General features: G+C 72.7%; 14 protein-coding genes and 1 pseudogene. 8 read left to right on the forward strand and 7 right to left on the reverse strand.

Annotated elements, in window-relative coordinates; genetic code table 11:
• Nucleotides 1–27 precede the first annotated feature (27 nt).
• Nucleotides 28–249, reverse strand: coding sequence for a hypothetical protein (locus tag ACIRQF_RS36100; protein WP_376636902.1), 222 nt, complete (start codon nucleotides 247–249; stop codon nucleotides 28–30).
• 77 nt (nucleotides 250–326) lie between these two features.
• On the opposite strand from ACIRQF_RS36100, the gene ACIRQF_RS36105 reads away from it, so the two are divergent.
• A complete protein-coding gene (locus ACIRQF_RS36105) occupies nucleotides 327–830 on the forward strand; it encodes a GNAT family N-acetyltransferase (RefSeq protein ID WP_404098969.1) in 504 nt (167 codons plus the stop codon).
• A pseudogene (locus ACIRQF_RS36110) lies at nucleotides 812–925 on the forward strand (DNA-binding protein); the annotation flags it as partial. The gene ACIRQF_RS36105 and the pseudogene ACIRQF_RS36110, both read left to right, overlap by 19 nt.
• A gap of 1 nt (nucleotide 926) precedes the next feature.
• Here ACIRQF_RS36110 and ACIRQF_RS36115 read toward each other — a convergent pair.
• The gene (locus tag ACIRQF_RS36115) at nucleotides 927–1,685 is read right to left on the reverse strand and encodes a GNAT family N-acetyltransferase (RefSeq protein ID WP_404098972.1); all 759 of its coding nucleotides are present in this window, start codon (nucleotides 1,683–1,685) and stop codon (nucleotides 927–929) included.
• A gap of 37 nt (nucleotides 1,686–1,722) precedes the next feature.
• On the opposite strand from ACIRQF_RS36115, the gene ACIRQF_RS36120 reads away from it, so the two are divergent.
• The 4 genes from ACIRQF_RS36120 to ACIRQF_RS36135 all read left to right on the forward strand — a co-directional run bounded on the left by ACIRQF_RS36120 (nucleotide 1,723) and on the right by ACIRQF_RS36135 (nucleotide 7,538).
• Entirely contained in the window at nucleotides 1,723–2,343 is a 621-nt protein-coding gene (locus tag ACIRQF_RS36120; RefSeq protein ID WP_382482207.1) for a hypothetical protein, read from the forward strand.
• A 260-nt stretch (nucleotides 2,344–2,603) separates the two neighbouring features.
• Entirely contained in the window at nucleotides 2,604–3,434 is an 831-nt protein-coding gene (locus ACIRQF_RS36125) for an LLM class F420-dependent oxidoreductase (protein WP_376636898.1), read from the forward strand.
• A 20-nt stretch (nucleotides 3,435–3,454) separates the two neighbouring features.
• A complete protein-coding gene (locus ACIRQF_RS36130; RefSeq protein ID WP_404098976.1) occupies nucleotides 3,455–6,046 on the forward strand; it encodes a bifunctional FO biosynthesis protein CofGH in 2,592 nt (863 codons plus the stop codon).
• Between the two features lie 373 nt (nucleotides 6,047–6,419).
• Nucleotides 6,420–7,538 (forward strand): ADP-ribosylglycohydrolase family protein, encoded by a 1,119-nt coding sequence (locus ACIRQF_RS36135; RefSeq protein WP_376636895.1) that lies wholly within the window; start codon nucleotides 6,420–6,422, stop codon nucleotides 7,536–7,538.
• Here ACIRQF_RS36135 and ACIRQF_RS36140 read toward each other — a convergent pair.
• Nucleotides 7,523–9,061, reverse strand: a complete 1,539-nt coding sequence (locus tag ACIRQF_RS36140; protein ID WP_404098978.1) for a sodium:solute symporter family protein — start codon at nucleotides 9,059–9,061, stop codon at nucleotides 7,523–7,525. The two genes, ACIRQF_RS36135 and ACIRQF_RS36140, sit on opposite strands and share 16 nt — an antisense overlap.
• Before the next feature lie 248 nt (nucleotides 9,062–9,309).
• Complete coding sequence (locus ACIRQF_RS36145; protein ID WP_376636893.1) at nucleotides 9,310–10,104, reverse strand: SDR family oxidoreductase; 795 nt, start codon at nucleotides 10,102–10,104, stop codon at nucleotides 9,310–9,312.
• Nucleotides 10,105–10,192: 88 nt separating this feature from the next.
• Here ACIRQF_RS36145 and ACIRQF_RS36150 point away from each other — a divergent pair, with 88 nt between their 5' ends.
• Nucleotides 10,193–11,041, forward strand: coding sequence for a hypothetical protein (locus ACIRQF_RS36150; RefSeq protein WP_404098981.1), 849 nt, complete (start codon nucleotides 10,193–10,195; stop codon nucleotides 11,039–11,041).
• An 88-nt stretch (nucleotides 11,042–11,129) separates the two neighbouring features.
• Here the strand turns inward: ACIRQF_RS36150 and ACIRQF_RS36155 are convergent, their stop codons facing one another.
• The 3 genes from ACIRQF_RS36155 to ACIRQF_RS36165 form a co-directional block, all read right to left on the reverse strand.
• Nucleotides 11,130–11,330, reverse strand: coding sequence for a DUF397 domain-containing protein (locus ACIRQF_RS36155; RefSeq protein ID WP_376636891.1), 201 nt, complete (start codon nucleotides 11,328–11,330; stop codon nucleotides 11,130–11,132).
• 228 nt (nucleotides 11,331–11,558) lie between these two features.
• Nucleotides 11,559–12,428, reverse strand: coding sequence for a helix-turn-helix domain-containing protein (locus ACIRQF_RS36160; protein WP_376636890.1), 870 nt, complete (start codon nucleotides 12,426–12,428; stop codon nucleotides 11,559–11,561).
• A gap of 209 nt (nucleotides 12,429–12,637) precedes the next feature.
• Nucleotides 12,638–13,342 carry a GPP34 family phosphoprotein gene (locus ACIRQF_RS36165; RefSeq protein WP_376636889.1) on the reverse strand — a complete coding sequence of 235 codons (705 nt, stop codon included), beginning with the start codon at nucleotides 13,340–13,342 and terminating at the stop codon, nucleotides 12,638–12,640.
• A 161-nt stretch (nucleotides 13,343–13,503) separates the two neighbouring features.
• Here ACIRQF_RS36165 and ACIRQF_RS36170 point away from each other — a divergent pair, with 161 nt between their 5' ends.
• Nucleotides 13,504–16,104: a D-alanyl-D-alanine carboxypeptidase gene (locus ACIRQF_RS36170; RefSeq protein ID WP_404098985.1), complete on the forward strand. Its 2,601-nt coding sequence runs from the start codon at nucleotides 13,504–13,506 to the stop codon at nucleotides 16,102–16,104.
• The last annotated feature ends 16 nt before the right edge of the window (nucleotides 16,105–16,120 follow it).

Below are 16,120 nucleotides of genomic sequence, written 5' to 3' on the forward strand. Positions count from 1 at the left end.
CCGCCACCTCGTCTTTCGCGTGCCCGGTCAGGCCCGGTGCTGTCCGGGCAGCAGGCCCTCCACCAGCTGGTTGGCGGCGGGCATCTCCGCGGCGGAGGCCGGCTTCGCCTTCGGGGCGAGGACGCCGCTCAGCGGCACGACGGAGGGCAGGTTCGCGCCCCCGGTGTCGGCGGCGGCGGTCCCGGCGGCGGCGAGCCCGCCGGCCAGGGCGAGACCGGTCAGGGCGGCGGTGGTGAGCATCTTCTTCATGCCGCACCAACGCGGACCCGCGGGGTCCGGTTACGCCCGGGGCCGGTCGCGGGCCGGACGCTCCCTAGGATGCGCCCATGGACGCGGAAACGACGTGGTCGCTGCGGCCGGCGACGGCGGAGGACGTGGAGGCCGTCGCCGAGCTGAAGGCCGTCGTCATGAGGGACGACCTGGTGCGGCTCGGCCGCTACGACACCCACCGGGTCCGGCAGCGGCTGCGGGACGAGTTCCGGCCCGAGCACACCTCGGTCGTCGAGGTCGCGGGCGCCTTCGCGGGCTGCGTGGCCTTCGCCCCGGACAAGGGCGGCGAAGGCCTCTGTCTCGCGCACTTCTACCTCGCCCCCGAGGTGCAGGGGCGCGGGCTCGGGACGGCGGTGCTGCGCGAGCTGCTCGCCCGGGCCGACGCCGCGTCGGTCCCGGTGCGGCTGGTCGTCCTCCAGGGCAGCGCGGCCCGCCGCCTCTACGAGCGCGAGGGGTTCACGGTCGAGTCCGAGGACCCGGTCGACGTGCTGATGGTCCGGGAGCCGGTGCTCACCAGCCCGCGCTCGACGACTACGAGCGCACCGCCGTCGCGACGGTAGCCCTCAGGCAGCAGCGGCCGGTGGTCCTCGTGACCTCCGACATCGACGACATGACGACGCTGTGCGGAGGACGGGTCCGGCTCGTCGCCGTGTGAGCTACGCGGGCTCCTCCGCCGGTTCCGCGATCAGGGCCGTGCCGATCGTGCGGAAGCCCAGGCGCGCGTAGAGGCGGGCCACCGTGGCGTCCGTGGCGGTGAGGAAGACCGTCTCGGCGCCGTGCGCGCGGGCGTCCTCGACGAGGGCGGCGGTGACCGCGAGGCCCAGGCCGCGGCGGCGGGCCTCCGGACGGGTGCCGACGCCGACGACCTCGCTGACCGGGCCGACCGGCTGGTGCTGGCCCGCCGCGAGCGCGGTGCCGGAGGGGTCGAAGGCGGCCGCGAGGCGGGTCAGTCCCGCGTCGAGGCGGGCCGCGACCTGGGCGGCGGCGCCGGGGGGCGGAGCCGCGCCGAAGGCGGCGTACGGGGCGGCCACGGCGCTCTCCAGCGCGGGGTCGGCGGAACCCACCATGCGGACGGTGACGTCCTCCGGCGGGGACGGGAGCGCGTCCGCGTCCGCGCTCAGGACCATCAGGGGGTGTTCGTGCACAATGAGTCCGCTCGCCTCGACCGCCGCCCGCAGCCCCGGCGTCGTCTCCGCGACCCACTCGAAGGCCTCGGGCACGCCCAGCTCCCGCTGCCGCGCCCGCACCTTGTCGACCGACCCGGCGTCGACCGCGCCGGTGTGCCCGAGCGCGGGGCGGGCGTAGTACGGCCAGCCCACGCCGTCCCGTACGAAGAGGGTGAGCGGCCCGAAGTCCTCGGCGCGGGCGGCGGACCGGGGCACGGAGTCGTAATAGGTCTCAAGACGATTCAGCATGCGGGTTACCGTACGCAGACCGACCACGGGGGGACACATGAATACGACGGCACACAACTGCCCGGGCTGCGGGCGGGACGATCTGGTGCAGGCGGTGCCCGCCGCGTACCTCGCGGGGCGGGACTCCGTCACGCGTCGTGAGCGCAACAGCGACGGGGACATGCGGACGGTGACCCGGCGGGTGACCACCGCGCTGGCGGAGGCGCTCGCGCCCGTTCCGAAGGAGCCCACCTACGGACTCGGCGGCCTCGGCCTCTTCGCCGGGTTCGTGTCCGTCGCCACCTTCCTGTTCTGGGTCTTCGCGGGGAAGGCCTTCGAGGAGGTGCCCGACGGTGCCTACTTCGGGGAGCCCCCGTCGGGCCCCGACCCCGACCTCTCCTTCCTCGGCTGGGTGTCGGCGCTCGCCCTGTGCGTCAGCCTCCTCGTGGTCGCCGTCCTGGTGCGCCGCCGGGGCGAGTTCGCCCGGCTGACCCGGGGGCGCCACCAGGCCGAGGAGCTGTGGTCGCACGGGTGGTACTGCCACCGGTGCGGCACCGTGCATCTGCGGGACGTGCCCCACGAGGACGTCCGGCCGCTCTCGCTGCAGGAGTTCCGCGAGCAGGTGTGGCAGCGGGGCGGCTACGGGGATCTCGCCGCCCGGCAGCGGGTCTCGGGCTGACGTGCGCCGGGGAACACCGGGTGGGTGACCGCGGACGGCGCGCCCGGGAGCGCTGGTGAGCGTGAAGTCCACGGATGCGGCGACGCAGCGCGTCCGGCGCGTAGCCCGGCCAGGATCGCCCCCCGGCCGGGTTCGTCGGCGAGCGACGGTACCCGGCCTGCCGAGCAGGTCGGGTACCGGGGCGTGAACGACGGGAGGACGTGCGCCGTATCTCGGCCGCACCCCTCGGAAATCCACGCCGCACCCCCTACCGTGCCCCCATGCGGATCTCGACCACGATCTTTCTGACCGACGAGACCATCGGCCCCGTGCGGCTGGCCCGCGAGCTCGAACAGCGCGGCTTCGCCGGGCTCTACCTGCCCGAGCACACCCACATCCCCGTCTCCCGCGACACCGCCTGGCCCGCGGGCGGCGAGCTGCCCCGCGAGTACGGCCGCACCCTCGACCCCTTCGTGGCCCTCGGCCAGGCCGCCGCCGTCACCGAGCGGCTCGGCCTGGGCACCGGGGTCACGCTGATCGCCCAGCACGACCCGATCGTCCTCGCCAAGCAGATCGCGACCCTCGACCACCTCTCCGGCGCCCGCCTCACCCTCGGCGTCGGCTACGGCTGGAACCGTGAGGAGGCCGCCGACCACGGCGTCACCTGGTCCACCCGCCGCGAGCTCGGCGCCGACCGCCTCGACCTCATGCGCGCCCTGTGGGCCCCCGAACCCACCGCCCACGAGGGTGCTTTCGGCCATTCCGTGCGTCCCTCGGAAGCCTGGCCGAAACCCCGCGGCGGCGCCCCGCGCATCCTCCTGGGCGGCGCGGCGGGCCCCAAGCTCTTCGCCCAGATCGCCGCCCGCGCCGACGGTTGGATGCCGATCGGTGGCCGCGGTCTGACGGAGACGTTGCCGGTTCTGCGCGAGGCCTGGGAGCGCGCCGGCCGCGATCCCAAGGCCCTCCAGCTCGTCCCGTACGCGGTCCTCCCGAGCCCCGGAAAGCTCGCCCACTACGAGGAGCTGGGCTGCGAGGAGGTCGTCCTCCAGCTGCCCCCGGCGGGTGAGCGGGAGGTGCTGTCGGTCCTGGACGACTTCGCGAGGTACCTGTGACCCGCTCGTATGCTCGGTCCATGACGGATCAGCAGGCACCACGCAGCTCAGGCCCCACCGAGAACGCCATGCGCCGGGCCCTCAAGCGGGCCAGGGACGGGGTCGCGCTCGACGTGGCCGAGGCCGCCGTGCTGCTGCAGGCACGGGGGGCGGATCTGGCGGACCTGGTCGGCACGGCCGGGCGGGTGCGTGACGCGGGGCTCGCGGCGGCCGGGCGGCCCGGGGTCATCACGTACTCGAAGAGCGTCTTCATACCGCTCACCCGGCTGTGCCGCGACAAGTGCCACTACTGCACGTTCGCGACCGTGCCCGGCAAGCTGCGCCGCGCCGGGCACGGGATGTTCATGTCGCCGGACGAGGTGCTCGACATCGCCCGCCGGGGCGCCGAACTCGGCTGCAAGGAAGCCCTGATCACGCTGGGCGACAAGCCGGAGGACCGCTGGCCCGAGGCCCGCGAGTGGCTCGACGCGCACGGCTACGACGACACCATCGCGTACGTCCGGGCCATGGCGATCCGCATCCTGGAGGAGACCGGGCTCCTGCCGCACCTCAACCCGGGCGTGATGTCGTGGACGGACTTCCAGCGGCTCAAGCCCGTCGCCCCGTCGATGGGGATGATGCTGGAGACCACCGCCACCCGGCTGTGGAGCGAGCCCGGCGGCCCCCATCACGGCTCCCCCGACAAGGAGCCCGCCGTGCGGCTCCGCGTCCTGGAGGACGCCGGCCGTTCCTCCGTGCCCTTCACCAGCGGCCTGCTGCTCGGCATCGGCGAGACCTACGAGGAGCGCGCGGAGTCGCTGTTCGCACTGCGCAGGGTCGCCCGTGCCTACCACGGCATCCAGGAGCTGATCATCCAGAACTTCCGCGCCAAGCCGGACACGGCGATGCGCGGCATGCCCGACGCGGAGCTCGACGACCTGGTGGCCGCCGTCGCCGTCGCCCGGCTGATCATGGGACCGAGCGCCTGCCTCCAGGCACCGCCGAACCTCGTCGACGCCGAGTACGAGCGCCTGATCGCGGCCGGCATCGACGACTGGGGCGGGGTCTCCCCGCTCACCATCGACCACGTCAACCCGGAACGGCCCTGGCCGCAGATCGACGAGCTCGCCGAGCGCTCCCGCGCCGCCGGCTTCGATCTGCGCGAACGCCTCTGCGTCTACCCCGAGTTCGTCCAGCGCGGCGAGCCCTGGCTCGACCCGCGGCTGCTCCCGCACGTGCGGGCGCTCGCCGACCCGGCCACCGGACTCGCCGACCCGGACGCGCCCGTGCGCGGACTGCCCTGGCAGGAGCCCGACGAGGCCTTCACCGGCGCGGGCCGCACCGATCTGCACCGCACCATCGACACCACGGGCCGCACCGGTGACCGCCGCGAGGACTTCGACGAGGTGTACGGCGACTGGGAGGCGCTGCGCGAGGCCGCCGCGCCCGGCATGGTCCCCGAGCGCATCGACACCGACGTGCGCGAGGCCCTCGCGGTCGCCGCCGACGACCCGACCCGGCTCACCGACCCGCAGGCCCTGGCCCTGTTGCACGCCGACGGGCCGGCCCTCGACGCCCTGTGCGCGCTCGCCGACGACGTCCGCCGCGACACGGTCGGCGACGACGTGACGTACATCGTCACGCGGAACATCAACTTCACCAACGTCTGCTACACCGGCTGCCGCTTCTGCGCCTTCGCCCAGCGGCGCACCGACGCCGACGCGTACACCCTCTCCCTCGACCAGGTCGCCGACCGGGCCGCGCAGGCCTGGGACGTCGGCGCGGTCGAGGTCTGCATGCAGGGCGGCATCCACCCGGACCTGCCCGGCACCGCCTACTTCGACATCGCGCGGGCGGTGAAGCAGCGCGTGCCCGGCATGCACGTGCACGCCTTCTCACCGATGGAGGTCGTCAACGGCGCCACCCGCAACGGCCTGTCGATCCGGGAGTGGCTCACCGCCGCCAAGGAGGCCGGGCTCGACTCGATCCCCGGCACCGCCGCCGAGATCCTCGACGACGAGGTCCGCTGGGTGCTCACCAAGGGCAAGCTGCCCACGGCCACCTGGATCGAGGTCGTCACCACCGCGCACGAACTGGGCATCCGCTCCTCGTCGACGATGATGTACGGGCACGTGGACCAGCCTCGGCACTGGCTCGGCCACTTCCGCACCCTGGACCGCATCCAGCGCGAGACCGGTGGCTTCACGGAGTTCGTGACCCTGCCGTTCATCCACACCAACGCGCCGGTCTACCTCGCGGGCATCGCCCGCCCCGGCCCGACCGTCCGCGACAACCGGGCCGTCACGGCGATGGCCCGGCTGCTGCTGCACCCGCGCATCCCCAACATCCAGACCAGCTGGGTGAAGCTGGGCACGGAGGGCGCCGCCGAGATGCTGCGCTCGGGCGCCAACGACCTCGGCGGCACCCTGATGGAGGAGACCATCTCCCGGATGGCGGGCTCGAGTTACGGCTCGTACCGCTCGATCCGCGACCTGGAGGCCATCGCCGAGGCGGCCGGGCGCCCGTCCCGCCCCCGTACGACGCTGTACGGGGAGGTCCCGGAGGAGCGGCAGCGCGCGGCGCGCGCCTCGGACGGACACCTGCCGGAGCTGCTGCCGCTCGTCACGGAGTAGGGACCCGGCCCACCAGGAGCTCGCGGTCGAACCCTTGAGCTCCTGGTGGCCGAGGCCGCGGGCCTTCCCGGGGCGGGCACGGAAGGAGCCGTACCCGGTGTCCCTCTCGTCGGAGGACGTTCCAGGCACCCGGGGCGGACGTCGAGCGGCGCGGACGTCCGCCTGCGGGGCCGGGAGACGGGAGAGGGCCGCCTCGTCGGGCCAAGCGGGGATTTCCGGTGAACTGCGGTCGAAACACCACCTAAAACGGACTGAAGGGCGTCGGATCACATAACGCTTCGGCCCCTGAACGAGCGCATCCGGTCTATTACAGTGCTGAGCAGACCGGTGTGTACGGGGAACTCGTACGGCTCGTACGGGGGGAGGGCACGTCGTGACCACCACAGCCGCGGCCGTGTGGGGCCGCACCGAACAGCAGGACTTCCGCGCGAGGGTCCGCGGCTGCCTGCTCGGCGGAGCCGTCGGCGACGCGCTCGGCGCCGGAGCCGCCGGGCATCCGCTCGCCGAACTGCGCCGGCTCCACGGGCCCGCCGGCCTGACCGAGCTCGCCGTCGCCTACGGACGCCGGGGCGCCGTCACCGCCGCCACGCAGCTGTCCCTGTTCACCGTCGACGGCCTCATCCGGGCGCAGGTCCGCCGTGACACCGGCGCCTGGCACCCGCCCAGCGACGTCCACCGGGCGCACCTGCGCTGGGCGGCCACCCAGCGGGACTGGGGCCCCGACGAGCGCCGCCGCGACCTCGGCTGGCTGGCCCGTGAGGAGTGGCTGTACGCGCGCCGGGACCCGGCCCGCGCCTGCCTCACCGGCCTCGGTGACGAGATCCTCGGCACCCTGGAGAGGCCCAAGAACCCGGATGCCGCGGACAGCGGGGCGCTGGTCCGCTCGGCGCCCTTCGGGCTGCTCGTCGGCTGGGAGCCGCAGCTGGTCTGCCAGCTGGCGGTGGAGTGCGCGGCGCAGACGCACGGCGACCCCGCCGCGTACCTGTCGGCCGGCGCCCTCGCGGTCGTCGTGCACGGTGTGGCCCGCGGCGACGGCGTGGAGGGGGCCGTCCGCACGGCGATCGGGCAGCTGGCCCCGCGCACGGGCCACGCCCCGGTCACCGAGGCCCTGGAGGCCGCGCTCGGCGCCGTACGGCAGGGGACGCCGGACGCGGAGCGGGTGACCGCCCTCGGGGCGGGCGAGGACCGGGCCGAGGGGCAGCTGGCGGCGGCCGTGTACTGCGCCCTGGTCGGTGAGGACGTCCGGCACGGGCTGCGTCTCGCGGTCAACCACGACGGCCCCTCGGCGGCGACCGGTGCCCTCACCGGGGCGCTGCTCGGCGCCCTGCACGGCGAGACGGCCCTCCCGCCGGCCTGGGTGGCCGAACTGGAGGGCCGTGCCACGGTCCTGGAGCTCGCGGACGACTTCGCGATGGAGATGACGCAGGGGGCCGCCCTGCACGGGCCGGGGGAGACGACGTCCGGCTGGCTGACCCGCTACCCGAGGGGCTGACCGGTCCGGTCGCCGCCCTGAGCGGGGACGGCGGCCGCGCCGTCCCCGTCGCTGTGGATCCGGTCGAGGAGCGCGTCGCGGTCCGGGGTGGCCTCGGGCTTCACGAAGCCGATCAGGACGTACAGGACCAGCGAGGTGGCCAGCGGCGCGACGATCTGGATCTGCAGTTCGACGCCGTCCAGGCCGTAGTTGGTGAGCCAGAAGGCGAAGAGCCCGGCCGCCCACGAGACCAGCGCGGCCGTCGGGCCCGACCGGCGGAAGGTGCGCAGCAGCCCGAGCATGAACGGGATGGCGATCGGCCCCATGAGCCCGGCCACCCACTTGATCACGACGGTGATGATGTCCTTGAAGGTGGGGGAGTCGACCTGGGTGGCCACCGCCATCGACAGGCCGAGGAAGGCGATCGTCGACAGGCGCGCGGCGAGCAGACCGGCCCGCCGGCTCCAGGAGCGGGCGGCCCGGCTGAGGACGGGGGCGATGTCCCGGGTGAACACGGCCGCGATCGCGTTGGCGTCGGAGGAGCACATGGCCATGGTGTGCGAGAAGAAGCCGACGACGACGAGTCCGAGCAGGCCGTGCGGCAGCAGCTGCTCGGTCATGAGCGCGTACGCGTCCGAGGCGTCCGGCTTCTTCGGCTGCACCAGCAGCGGCGCGCACCACATGGGGAAGAACAGGACGAGCGGCCAGACGAACCACAGGACGGCGGAGAGCCGGCCGGAGCGGGTGGCCTCGCGGGCGGTCGGCGTGGCCATGTAGCGCTGGGCCTGGTTCCACATGCCGCCGCTGTACTCGAAGGTCTTGATGAAGAGGTACGCGAGCAGGAAGGTCAGCGTGTACGGGCCGGCCGTCGGTGCGGTGTGCCCCTGGAGCTCGGGCCGGTCCCAGACGGTCCACAGCGCCTCGACGCCGCCGAGCTTGCCGAGGACGGCCACGAGCATGGCGACGCCGGCGAGCAGCTGGATGACGAACTGGCCCAGTTCGGTGAGCGCGTCGGCCCAGAGGCCGCCGACCGTGCAGTAGATGCCCGTGATGACGCCGGTGATCAGGATGCCCTGGTCGAGGGAGATCCCGGTGAACACGGAGAGCAGGGTGGCGATGGCGGCCCACTTCGCGCCGACGTCCACGATCTTGAGCAGCACCCCGGACCAGGCGAGGGCCTGCTGGGTGGGCAGGTTGTACCGGCTCTTCAGGTACTCCAGGGGCGAGGCGACGAGGAGCCGGGAGCGGAGCCGGTTGAGGCGGGGCGCGAAGAGGTGGGCGCCGACGGCGATGCCGATGGCGATCGGGAAGGACCAGGTGACGTAGGAGGTGACGCCGTAGGTGTAGGCGATGCCGGCGTAACCGGTGAACATGACGGCGCTGTAGCCGGACATGTGGTGGGAGATGCCGGAGAGCCACCAGGGCATGCGGCCGCCGGCGGTGAAGAAGTCCGAGACGTCGTCCACGCGCTTGTGGGACCAGACGCCGATCGCGACCATGACGCCGAAGTAGCCGATGAGCACCGCCCAGTCGAGACTGTTCATTGCGTCCCCTCCATGGGGTCCGGTCCGCCTTGTGAACGCGGTTCATGGTGTGGGGACGTGCAAGGCGGGGACAATGCAATGGAGGGTCAAGGGGCAGTAAAATCGTTCTGTTTACTGACCCTTGTTCATGTCTATGAACCTGTCCCGGTGGTCGGCGCGGCCGGGTGGCGCCGGTGGCGAAGGATGCGCGTGCTGGCGGGCATGCCGGCGCCGGTGGCGAAGGGCGCCGGTGCCCGAGGAGCACCCGGCTAGCGCATCAGCTCCCCCGCGTTGACGAGCAGCGACTGCCCGGTGATCGCTCGCGCCCGGTCCGAGGCGAGGAAGGCCGCCGCGTCCGCCACGTCCCCGTCCGTCGCCAGCTCCGGCAGCGCCATCCGCTCGGTGAGGCGACCGAGCACCTCGGCCTCCGGCAGCCGCTCGGTGTGCGCCGTGAACTGCACGTACGCCTGGACCGGCGGCCCCCACATCCAGCCCGGCAGCACGGTGTTGACCCGGATCCGGTGCGGCCCGAGCTCGCGCGCCAGCGAGTACATGGCCGAGGTCAGCGCCCCCTTCGACGCCGCGTAGGCGGCCTGTCGTACCTGCGAGGGCGCGGCCACCGCCGACTGGGTGCCGATGAGGACGACCGAGCCGCCCCGCTCCTTCAGGGCCGGCAGGCAGGCCCGGGTCATCCGCAGCGTGCCGAGCAGGTTGACGTCCAGGACGCCCTGCCAGGTGTCGAAGTCGGCGTCCTCCAGGCCGCCGAAGTACGAGTCCCAGGCGGCCACGTGGACCACCGCGTCGATCCCGCCGAAGCGCTCGGCCGCGAGCGCGGCGAGAGCCTCGCACTGGGCCTCGTCGGTGATGTCGGTGGCCCGGTACGCGGTCCGCGTGCCGTCAGGGTCGATCTCGGCGGCCGACTTGGCGAGGTTGGCCTCGGTGCGCGCGCCGAGCACCGCGCGGCCCCCGTCCCGTACGACCGTCTCCGCCACCCGGTGGCCCAGCCCGGCGCCCACACCCGACACGATCACGGTCTTTCCCTGGAGCAGTCCTTGGAACGCCATCCGGTGCCTCCCTGGGCCTGTTCATCGATCTGACGGCCCGTCAGAGTAGGTGCGAGTCGCCCACAAGGGAAGGGAAAGGGGAACGAGGATGAGCGAGGAGAAGCCGGTCGACACACGGAGCGGGACGTACGCGGAGCTGGCCGCGGTCGGCCCGTACGGGACGCACCCCGGACACGCCCTGATCACCATGGTGGAACCGCACCCGGGGCACGAGTACGCCTACAACCGCTGGTACGAGGACGACCACTACTACGCCGGAGCCATGGCCATGCCCTGGATGTTCGCCGGCCGCCGCTGGGTCGCCACCCGCGCGCTCCAGGAACTCCGCGGCCCCGAGAAGTCCGCGATCGCCCAGCCGGTCACCGCCGGCTGCTACCTCTCCACGTACTGGATCACCGACGGCCGCTACGACGACCACATGAAGTGGACCGTCGCCATCAACCGGCGCCTCAACCGGGACGCCCGGGTCTACCACGACCGCACCCACGTGTTCACGTCGTTCCAGGACCACGAGGTCACCGTCTACCGCGACGGAGCGGCCGGTCCGCGCGACCTGCACGCCCTCGACCACCCGTACGCGGGCCTCGTCCTCCAGGTGATCGACACCGACGGCCCCGAGCGGCGGGCGGCGCTCCTTGAGCGTCTGCGCGCCCGCGAGCTCCCGCGGCTGCTCGCGGGCTCGCCCGCGGCCATGGTGACCGTCTTCCGCCCCACGCCGCTGCCCGGCGACAGGATGACCTACGTGAAGCAGGTCGAGGGCGTCGACACCCGGCTGACCCTGCTGTGGTTCCTGGAGCGCGACCCGCGCGACTGCTGGACCGACTCCTTCGCCGGCCTGGAGGCGCTCACGGGGGAGTGGGGCGGCCGGACGGAACTCGTCGCGCCCTTCATCCCGACGGTCCCGGGCACGGACCGCTACGTGGACGAACTGCGGTAGTCCCGGGGCAAAGGCCGAGCCCCCTCGACCAGGACGGCGGACCGGGCGAGAGGGCTCATTCCATGGGACGGGGAGGTCGGGCGCCGGGTCACAGGGCCCCGGCGCTCACCTCGCCCACGAACGCGTTCCACGATCCCGGTCCGAAAGAGAGGGAAGGTCCCTCGGGGGCCTTCGAGTCGCGCACGGCGATCGCCTGCACGACGGGGGACTTCACTTCGACGCAGGCCCCGTTGCCTCCGGAATACGAGGACTTCGTCCAGTTGTCCGTCGCGCCCTGGATAATGGCCATGTTTCTCAACTCCGGTTCTGCGAGTGCTGCCAGTAGGTGTCGCGCCAACGTTCTTGCTTTGGCGTGATCGACGCTACTGCCCAGGCCCCGTCCCATGGGACCGTCGTTCACCCGACCGGATGGCATATTCCAACTGAGCTTCCGCCGGGGCGAGTCGGGGGTGTACCGTACCTGCTCCTTCCCCTCCCGCCCCGGCCGAATGGCGGCATTCGGCCCCCGACGCCCCCGTTACGCCCCTTTTCCGTCGGCGTACTCCTTGGCGATGCGCGACACGAACTCGCGGGTGTCCTCCGCATTCAGCGCCTGGGCCCGCAGGTGTTCGTACATCACGCTGTACTTGGCGACGTCCTGCGCCTTCTCCAGATACAGGTCGCTCGTCACGCCCTCGATGTAGACCACCGAGGAGTCGGACGTGTCGGGGAATTCCAGAATCGCGTAGTGCCCGCTGATGCCCGGATGCGCGCCCATGTGGAAGGGCAGCACCTGCACGGTCACGTGCGGGAGGTGCGACTGCTCGATGAGGTGCTCCAGCTGCTGGACCATCAGCTGCCGGTTGCCGACCGTCCGGCGCAGCGCGCCCTCGTCGATGACCGCCCACAGGCGCAGCGGACGCTCGTCGTCCTTGATGCGGTCCTGGCGGCGGGTGCGGACGGTGACCCGCTTGTCGATGTCGGCCGGCGCGGACTCCGGCAGCGCCCCGGTGATCACGGCCTCCGCGTACCCGTGCGTCTGCAGCAGCCCGGGGATGATCTGCGGCTCGTAGACCCGCAGGCTCTCCGCGTCCGTCTCCAGGCCGATGTAGACGCTGTACGGGATGTCGCCGAAGGCGTGCCACCAGCCCTGCTGGCGCGAGTCCTTGGCCATCTGCATCAGCGAGTCGACGACCCGCTCGTCCTCGACCTCGTACACCCCGCACAGATCGCGGACGTCACGCTGGCTGATCGAGCGGCGGCCGTTCTCGAGGCGGCTGATCTTGGACTGCGACACGAGCAGGCGCTCGGCGACCTGTTCCGCCGTCATGTTCTTCGCCTCGCGGAGCCGGCGCAGCTCCTGGCCCAATCGGCGTCGCCTGACGGTGGGGTTGACACTGGACGCCACGGAAACTGCACCTCCGGCTGCTGTCTGCGATGCGTAGCTGTGAGTACCTACTGCTTGGCAGACTGCCACCAAAGGTGCGGTGTGCGCTGGGAAATGCCGACAACGCAACGGTGCGGGACGGCCGTCAGGACGGCCGTCCCGCACACGTACGCGGCTCCCGGTGTGGTTCGGGTGGATCCGGTGGAGCGGGCCGTGCGCGTGCGTGCGTCTCACATGGCGGCGCGCGCCATGGTTCCGCGGCGCGGCTGGGACGGCACGCCGCCCGCCGCCGCGCTCCGGCGGGGCTGCGCGCCCACGCCGTTCTGGACGTCCATCACGGCGTGCGCGACGAGACCGCCCATCGGGTCGTGCCGGATGAGGTCGCGCAGCCGGGACCGCGACGACCGTCCTTCGTTGCCGGGGTACAGGTGCTTGCCGAGACCGACCGCGTGGGCCAGCGCGGCGAGCGCCGCGGTCCGCGGGTCCGGCGGTACGCCGGTGCGGATCGCACTGTCCAGCCGGGAACGGATCTCCCGACTGATAGCCGTGTCCGTCGCCTGGTAGCGAGTCGTCGGCAACACCCCGCACATCTGGGTCTCCACGGCATGCACCATGCCGCATCGCTCCAGATGCGAGAGATACGTCTGACGGAGCCCCAGTCGGGGTCCGCCGATCCAGTGGACGGCCCGAACCGGACTGCCGCGTCTGCGCAGCAGTTCCAGTGCGGAGTCCAGAGTCGGATCTCCGGTCGGCCGTGGCATCACCACGGCGATACGATCCCCGTCAGGGGCTATCCGTCCTGCCAGAGCCAGCTCCACTAGCTGTGCTCCGGCGAGGCCCAGGTCGAGCGACTGCGGCTGCGCTGTGGTACCCGTGGCCGGGTCCAGAGCGAGCAGCAGAAGCTCCTCCGGAATAGTTCTGCGGCTCCTGCCCATCCATGCCTCCCCGCGTGGATGAATGACAGGGTGACCCCTCTCACATTCATCTGTCGAGAGCGCCTGGGTGCTTCGTACGGGAACCGGCAGGTATGTCGTTCTCGTCTAGCACGGGGCCAAGGGGTTCACACAGGACACTGGTAGATGGTTCGGACGTACGCATGAGCGATGGAGGAGGCACGGTGGCGGGCGAGTCCCCCGACAAGGCGGAGCAGCGGGAGCGGGAGAGTGCGGTCGGCGACGACGGCAGGGACCCGCGACTGTCCGTCCTCCGGGATCGTGTGGACCAGCCGACGGCCGTCTTCAGGGCCCTGGCCCCGCGAACGGCGCCGGAGGACCGTCCTTCCGTGACGGAGGACGCGACGGAGGACGCGGCGGTTGCGGAGGAGTCCGGGACGGCCGTGAAGGACTCCGGTACCGCGCGGGACTCCGTGGTCGCCGAGGACGGGGACACGGGGGCCGTGGAGGCGGGTGCGGAGGACGCGTCCTCGGCGGGCGCGGAGGCCGAGGAGGCGGACGCCGGGAACGCGGGCGCCGGGGACGCGGATGTCGAGGCGGGTGCGGCAGAGGCCGCGGCCGAGGGCGACGAGGCCGGGACGGTCGGGGGCGAGGACGAGGCCGGGACGGCCGGGGGCGACGACGAGGCTGAGGTCGAGGCCGCCGAGGCTGCGGTCGAGGCCGCCGGTGCGGGCTCGGACGGGACCGTCGTCCTGAAGATCGTGACCAAGGACGTGCCGGAGGCCTCCGCGGCCTCCAAGGGCGCGCCCGAGGCTGCCGAGGACGCGCCCGGGGCCTCCGAGGACGGGAGCGCCTCCGAGGACGCGCCTGAGGCCCTCGGCGGGGCCGCTGACGGGTCCGGCGTGAAGCCCGGGGTTCCGGCGGACGCGGCGGACGCGGACGAGGCCTCTGAGGCTCCTGCGGCACCTGCGGCTTCTGAGGCCGACGAGGCCGACGGGGTGGCCGAGGCCGACCGCGACGCCGACGGGAAGTCGTGGTTCGCCGCACGCAAGGCGGCCACGCCGCAGGCGCGGCCCGCGGCGGAGGAGACGCCGAAGGCCGAGCCCGAGGCGGCGGACGAGCCGGACGCCGGGGCGGAGTCGGGCGCCGAGGCCGAAGCGAGGGCCGAGTCGAAGCCCGGAGCGAAGGCCGAGTCGAAGCCCGAAGCGGCGGAGTCGAAGCCCGGGTCGAAGCCCGCGGCGCCGCCCGTCGACCAGCCGACCGCCGTCTTCAAGGCCGTCAAGCCGCCGGTCGCGCCCCCCGTCGACCAGCCGACGACCGCGCTCAAGCTGCCGCCGTCCACCTTCCGCCCGCTCCAGGGGGACATCACCCAGGAGCACCCGAAGTCCACGCCGCAGCCGAAGCCGGCCGCGGAGCCCAAGGCGGACGCCGCGGCCGGGAGCCAGGCCGCGCCGGCCCCCGCGCCCGTACCGTCGTCCCTGACGGAGCCGGAGCGGACCCGGCAGCAGCCGCTGCCGCCGCGCCCGCCGCTGGAGATCCTGGCGGAGCTGACGAACACCCCGCCCCCGCCGGAGACGGCGCTGCGCACCACCGCGCGACGGGTGAAGATCTGGACCCCGCTCCTTCTGCTGCTCGTGGTCGTCTTTGCGGTCGTACAGTTCGTGCGCCCGCTGCCGGACCCCAAGCTCGTGCTCTCCGCCGCCCCCACGTACACCTTCGAGGGCGGCACGCTGCAGATGCCGTGGCCGACCGAGGGGCAGGGCGCCGCCGAGGTCGAGGGCGTCGGTTCGCTCGGCACGTACGGTGCGCAGAAGCCCGCGCCGATCGCGAGCGTCGCCAAGACGATGACGGCCTACGTGATCCTCCGTGACCACCCCATCAAGGGGACGCAGAAGGGTCCGGAGATCGAGGTCGACAGGACCGCCGGTGAGCAGGCGAAGGCGAAGAACGAGTCGACGGCCCCCATCAAGGAGGGCCAGACCTACTCGGAGAAGGAGCTCCTCCAGCTCCTGATGATCCCGTCCGGCAACAACGTGGCGCGGCTCCTCGCCCGCTGGGACGCCGGTTCGGAGGCCGCTTTCGTCGAGAAGATGAACGCCGCGGCCAAGGAACTGGGCATGACGGGGTCGACCTACACGGACCCGTCCGGTCTGCAGTCGACCACCATGTCGACGCCGCTGGACCAGCTGAAGCTGGGCAAGGCGGTCATGCAGTTCGACGTGTTCCGCGAGATCGTGGACATGCCGTACGTGGAGGTCGACGGCATCCCGGGCCGGATCGAGAACAACAACAAGATCCTGCTGGAGCCGGGCGTGACCGGCATCAAGACCGGCTCGTCCACCCCGGCCGGCGGCAACCTGCTGTGGGCGGCGAACACGGTCGTCGACGGCCAGAAGCGCCGCATCCTCGGCATCGTCATGGGGGCGAAGGACGCCCCCCAGCTCTACCAGAAGCTGGACCTGGCGATCGCGAACAGCCTGAAGGTCATCCAGAAGGCGCAGTCGGACGTCACGTCGGCCGCCGTGGTCAAGAAGGGCCAGGTCGTCGGCTATGTGGACGACGGTCTGGGCGGCCGGACGCCGGTCGTGTCGACCAAGGATCTGAAGGCGGTCGGCTGGCCGGGCCTCAAGGTGGACCTGGCGCTCGGCGCCGGCGGCACGGCCCTGCCGCACCACGGCAAGGCCGGGGACGTGGTCGGCCAGGTGTCGATCGGCACCGGCACCGGCCAGGTCAGCGCTCCGGTGGCGCTGCAGAAGGACCTGGTGGAGCCTGGCTTCGGCGAGAAGCTGACGCGACTGGGCTGACCCCCACGGGCGCCCG

It is taken from the genome of Streptomyces sp. NPDC101191 (assembly GCF_044767915.1).
Lineage (GTDB): Bacteria > Actinomycetota > Actinomycetes > Streptomycetales > Streptomycetaceae > Streptomyces.

Excerpts from the sequence above, each read along its gene's own strand:
- ACIRQF_RS36100 (WP_376636902.1), bottom strand. The coding sequence starts at position 249 with ATGAAGAAGATGCTCACCACCGCCGCCCTGACCGGTCTCGCCCTGGCC.
- ACIRQF_RS36105 (WP_404098969.1), top strand. The coding sequence starts at position 327 with ATGGACGCGGAAACGACGTGGTCGCTGCGGCCGGCGACGGCGGAGGAC.
- ACIRQF_RS36115 (WP_404098972.1), bottom strand. The coding sequence starts at position 1,685 with ATGCTGAATCGTCTTGAGACCTATTACGACTCCGTGCCCCGGTCCGCC.
- ACIRQF_RS36120 (WP_382482207.1), top strand. The coding sequence starts at position 1,723 with ATGAATACGACGGCACACAACTGCCCGGGCTGCGGGCGGGACGATCTG.
- ACIRQF_RS36125 (WP_376636898.1), top strand. The coding sequence starts at position 2,604 with ATGCGGATCTCGACCACGATCTTTCTGACCGACGAGACCATCGGCCCC.
- ACIRQF_RS36130 (WP_404098976.1), top strand. The coding sequence starts at position 3,455 with ATGACGGATCAGCAGGCACCACGCAGCTCAGGCCCCACCGAGAACGCC.
- ACIRQF_RS36140 (WP_404098978.1), bottom strand. The coding sequence starts at position 9,061 with ATGAACAGTCTCGACTGGGCGGTGCTCATCGGCTACTTCGGCGTCATG.
- ACIRQF_RS36145 (WP_376636893.1), bottom strand. The coding sequence starts at position 10,104 with ATGGCGTTCCAAGGACTGCTCCAGGGAAAGACCGTGATCGTGTCGGGT.
- ACIRQF_RS36150 (WP_404098981.1), top strand. The coding sequence starts at position 10,193 with ATGAGCGAGGAGAAGCCGGTCGACACACGGAGCGGGACGTACGCGGAG.
- ACIRQF_RS36155 (WP_376636891.1), bottom strand. The coding sequence starts at position 11,330 with ATGGCCATTATCCAGGGCGCGACGGACAACTGGACGAAGTCCTCGTAT.
- ACIRQF_RS36165 (WP_376636889.1), bottom strand. The coding sequence starts at position 13,342 with ATGGGCAGGAGCCGCAGAACTATTCCGGAGGAGCTTCTGCTGCTCGCT.
- ACIRQF_RS36170 (WP_404098985.1), top strand. The coding sequence starts at position 13,504 with ATGAGCGATGGAGGAGGCACGGTGGCGGGCGAGTCCCCCGACAAGGCG.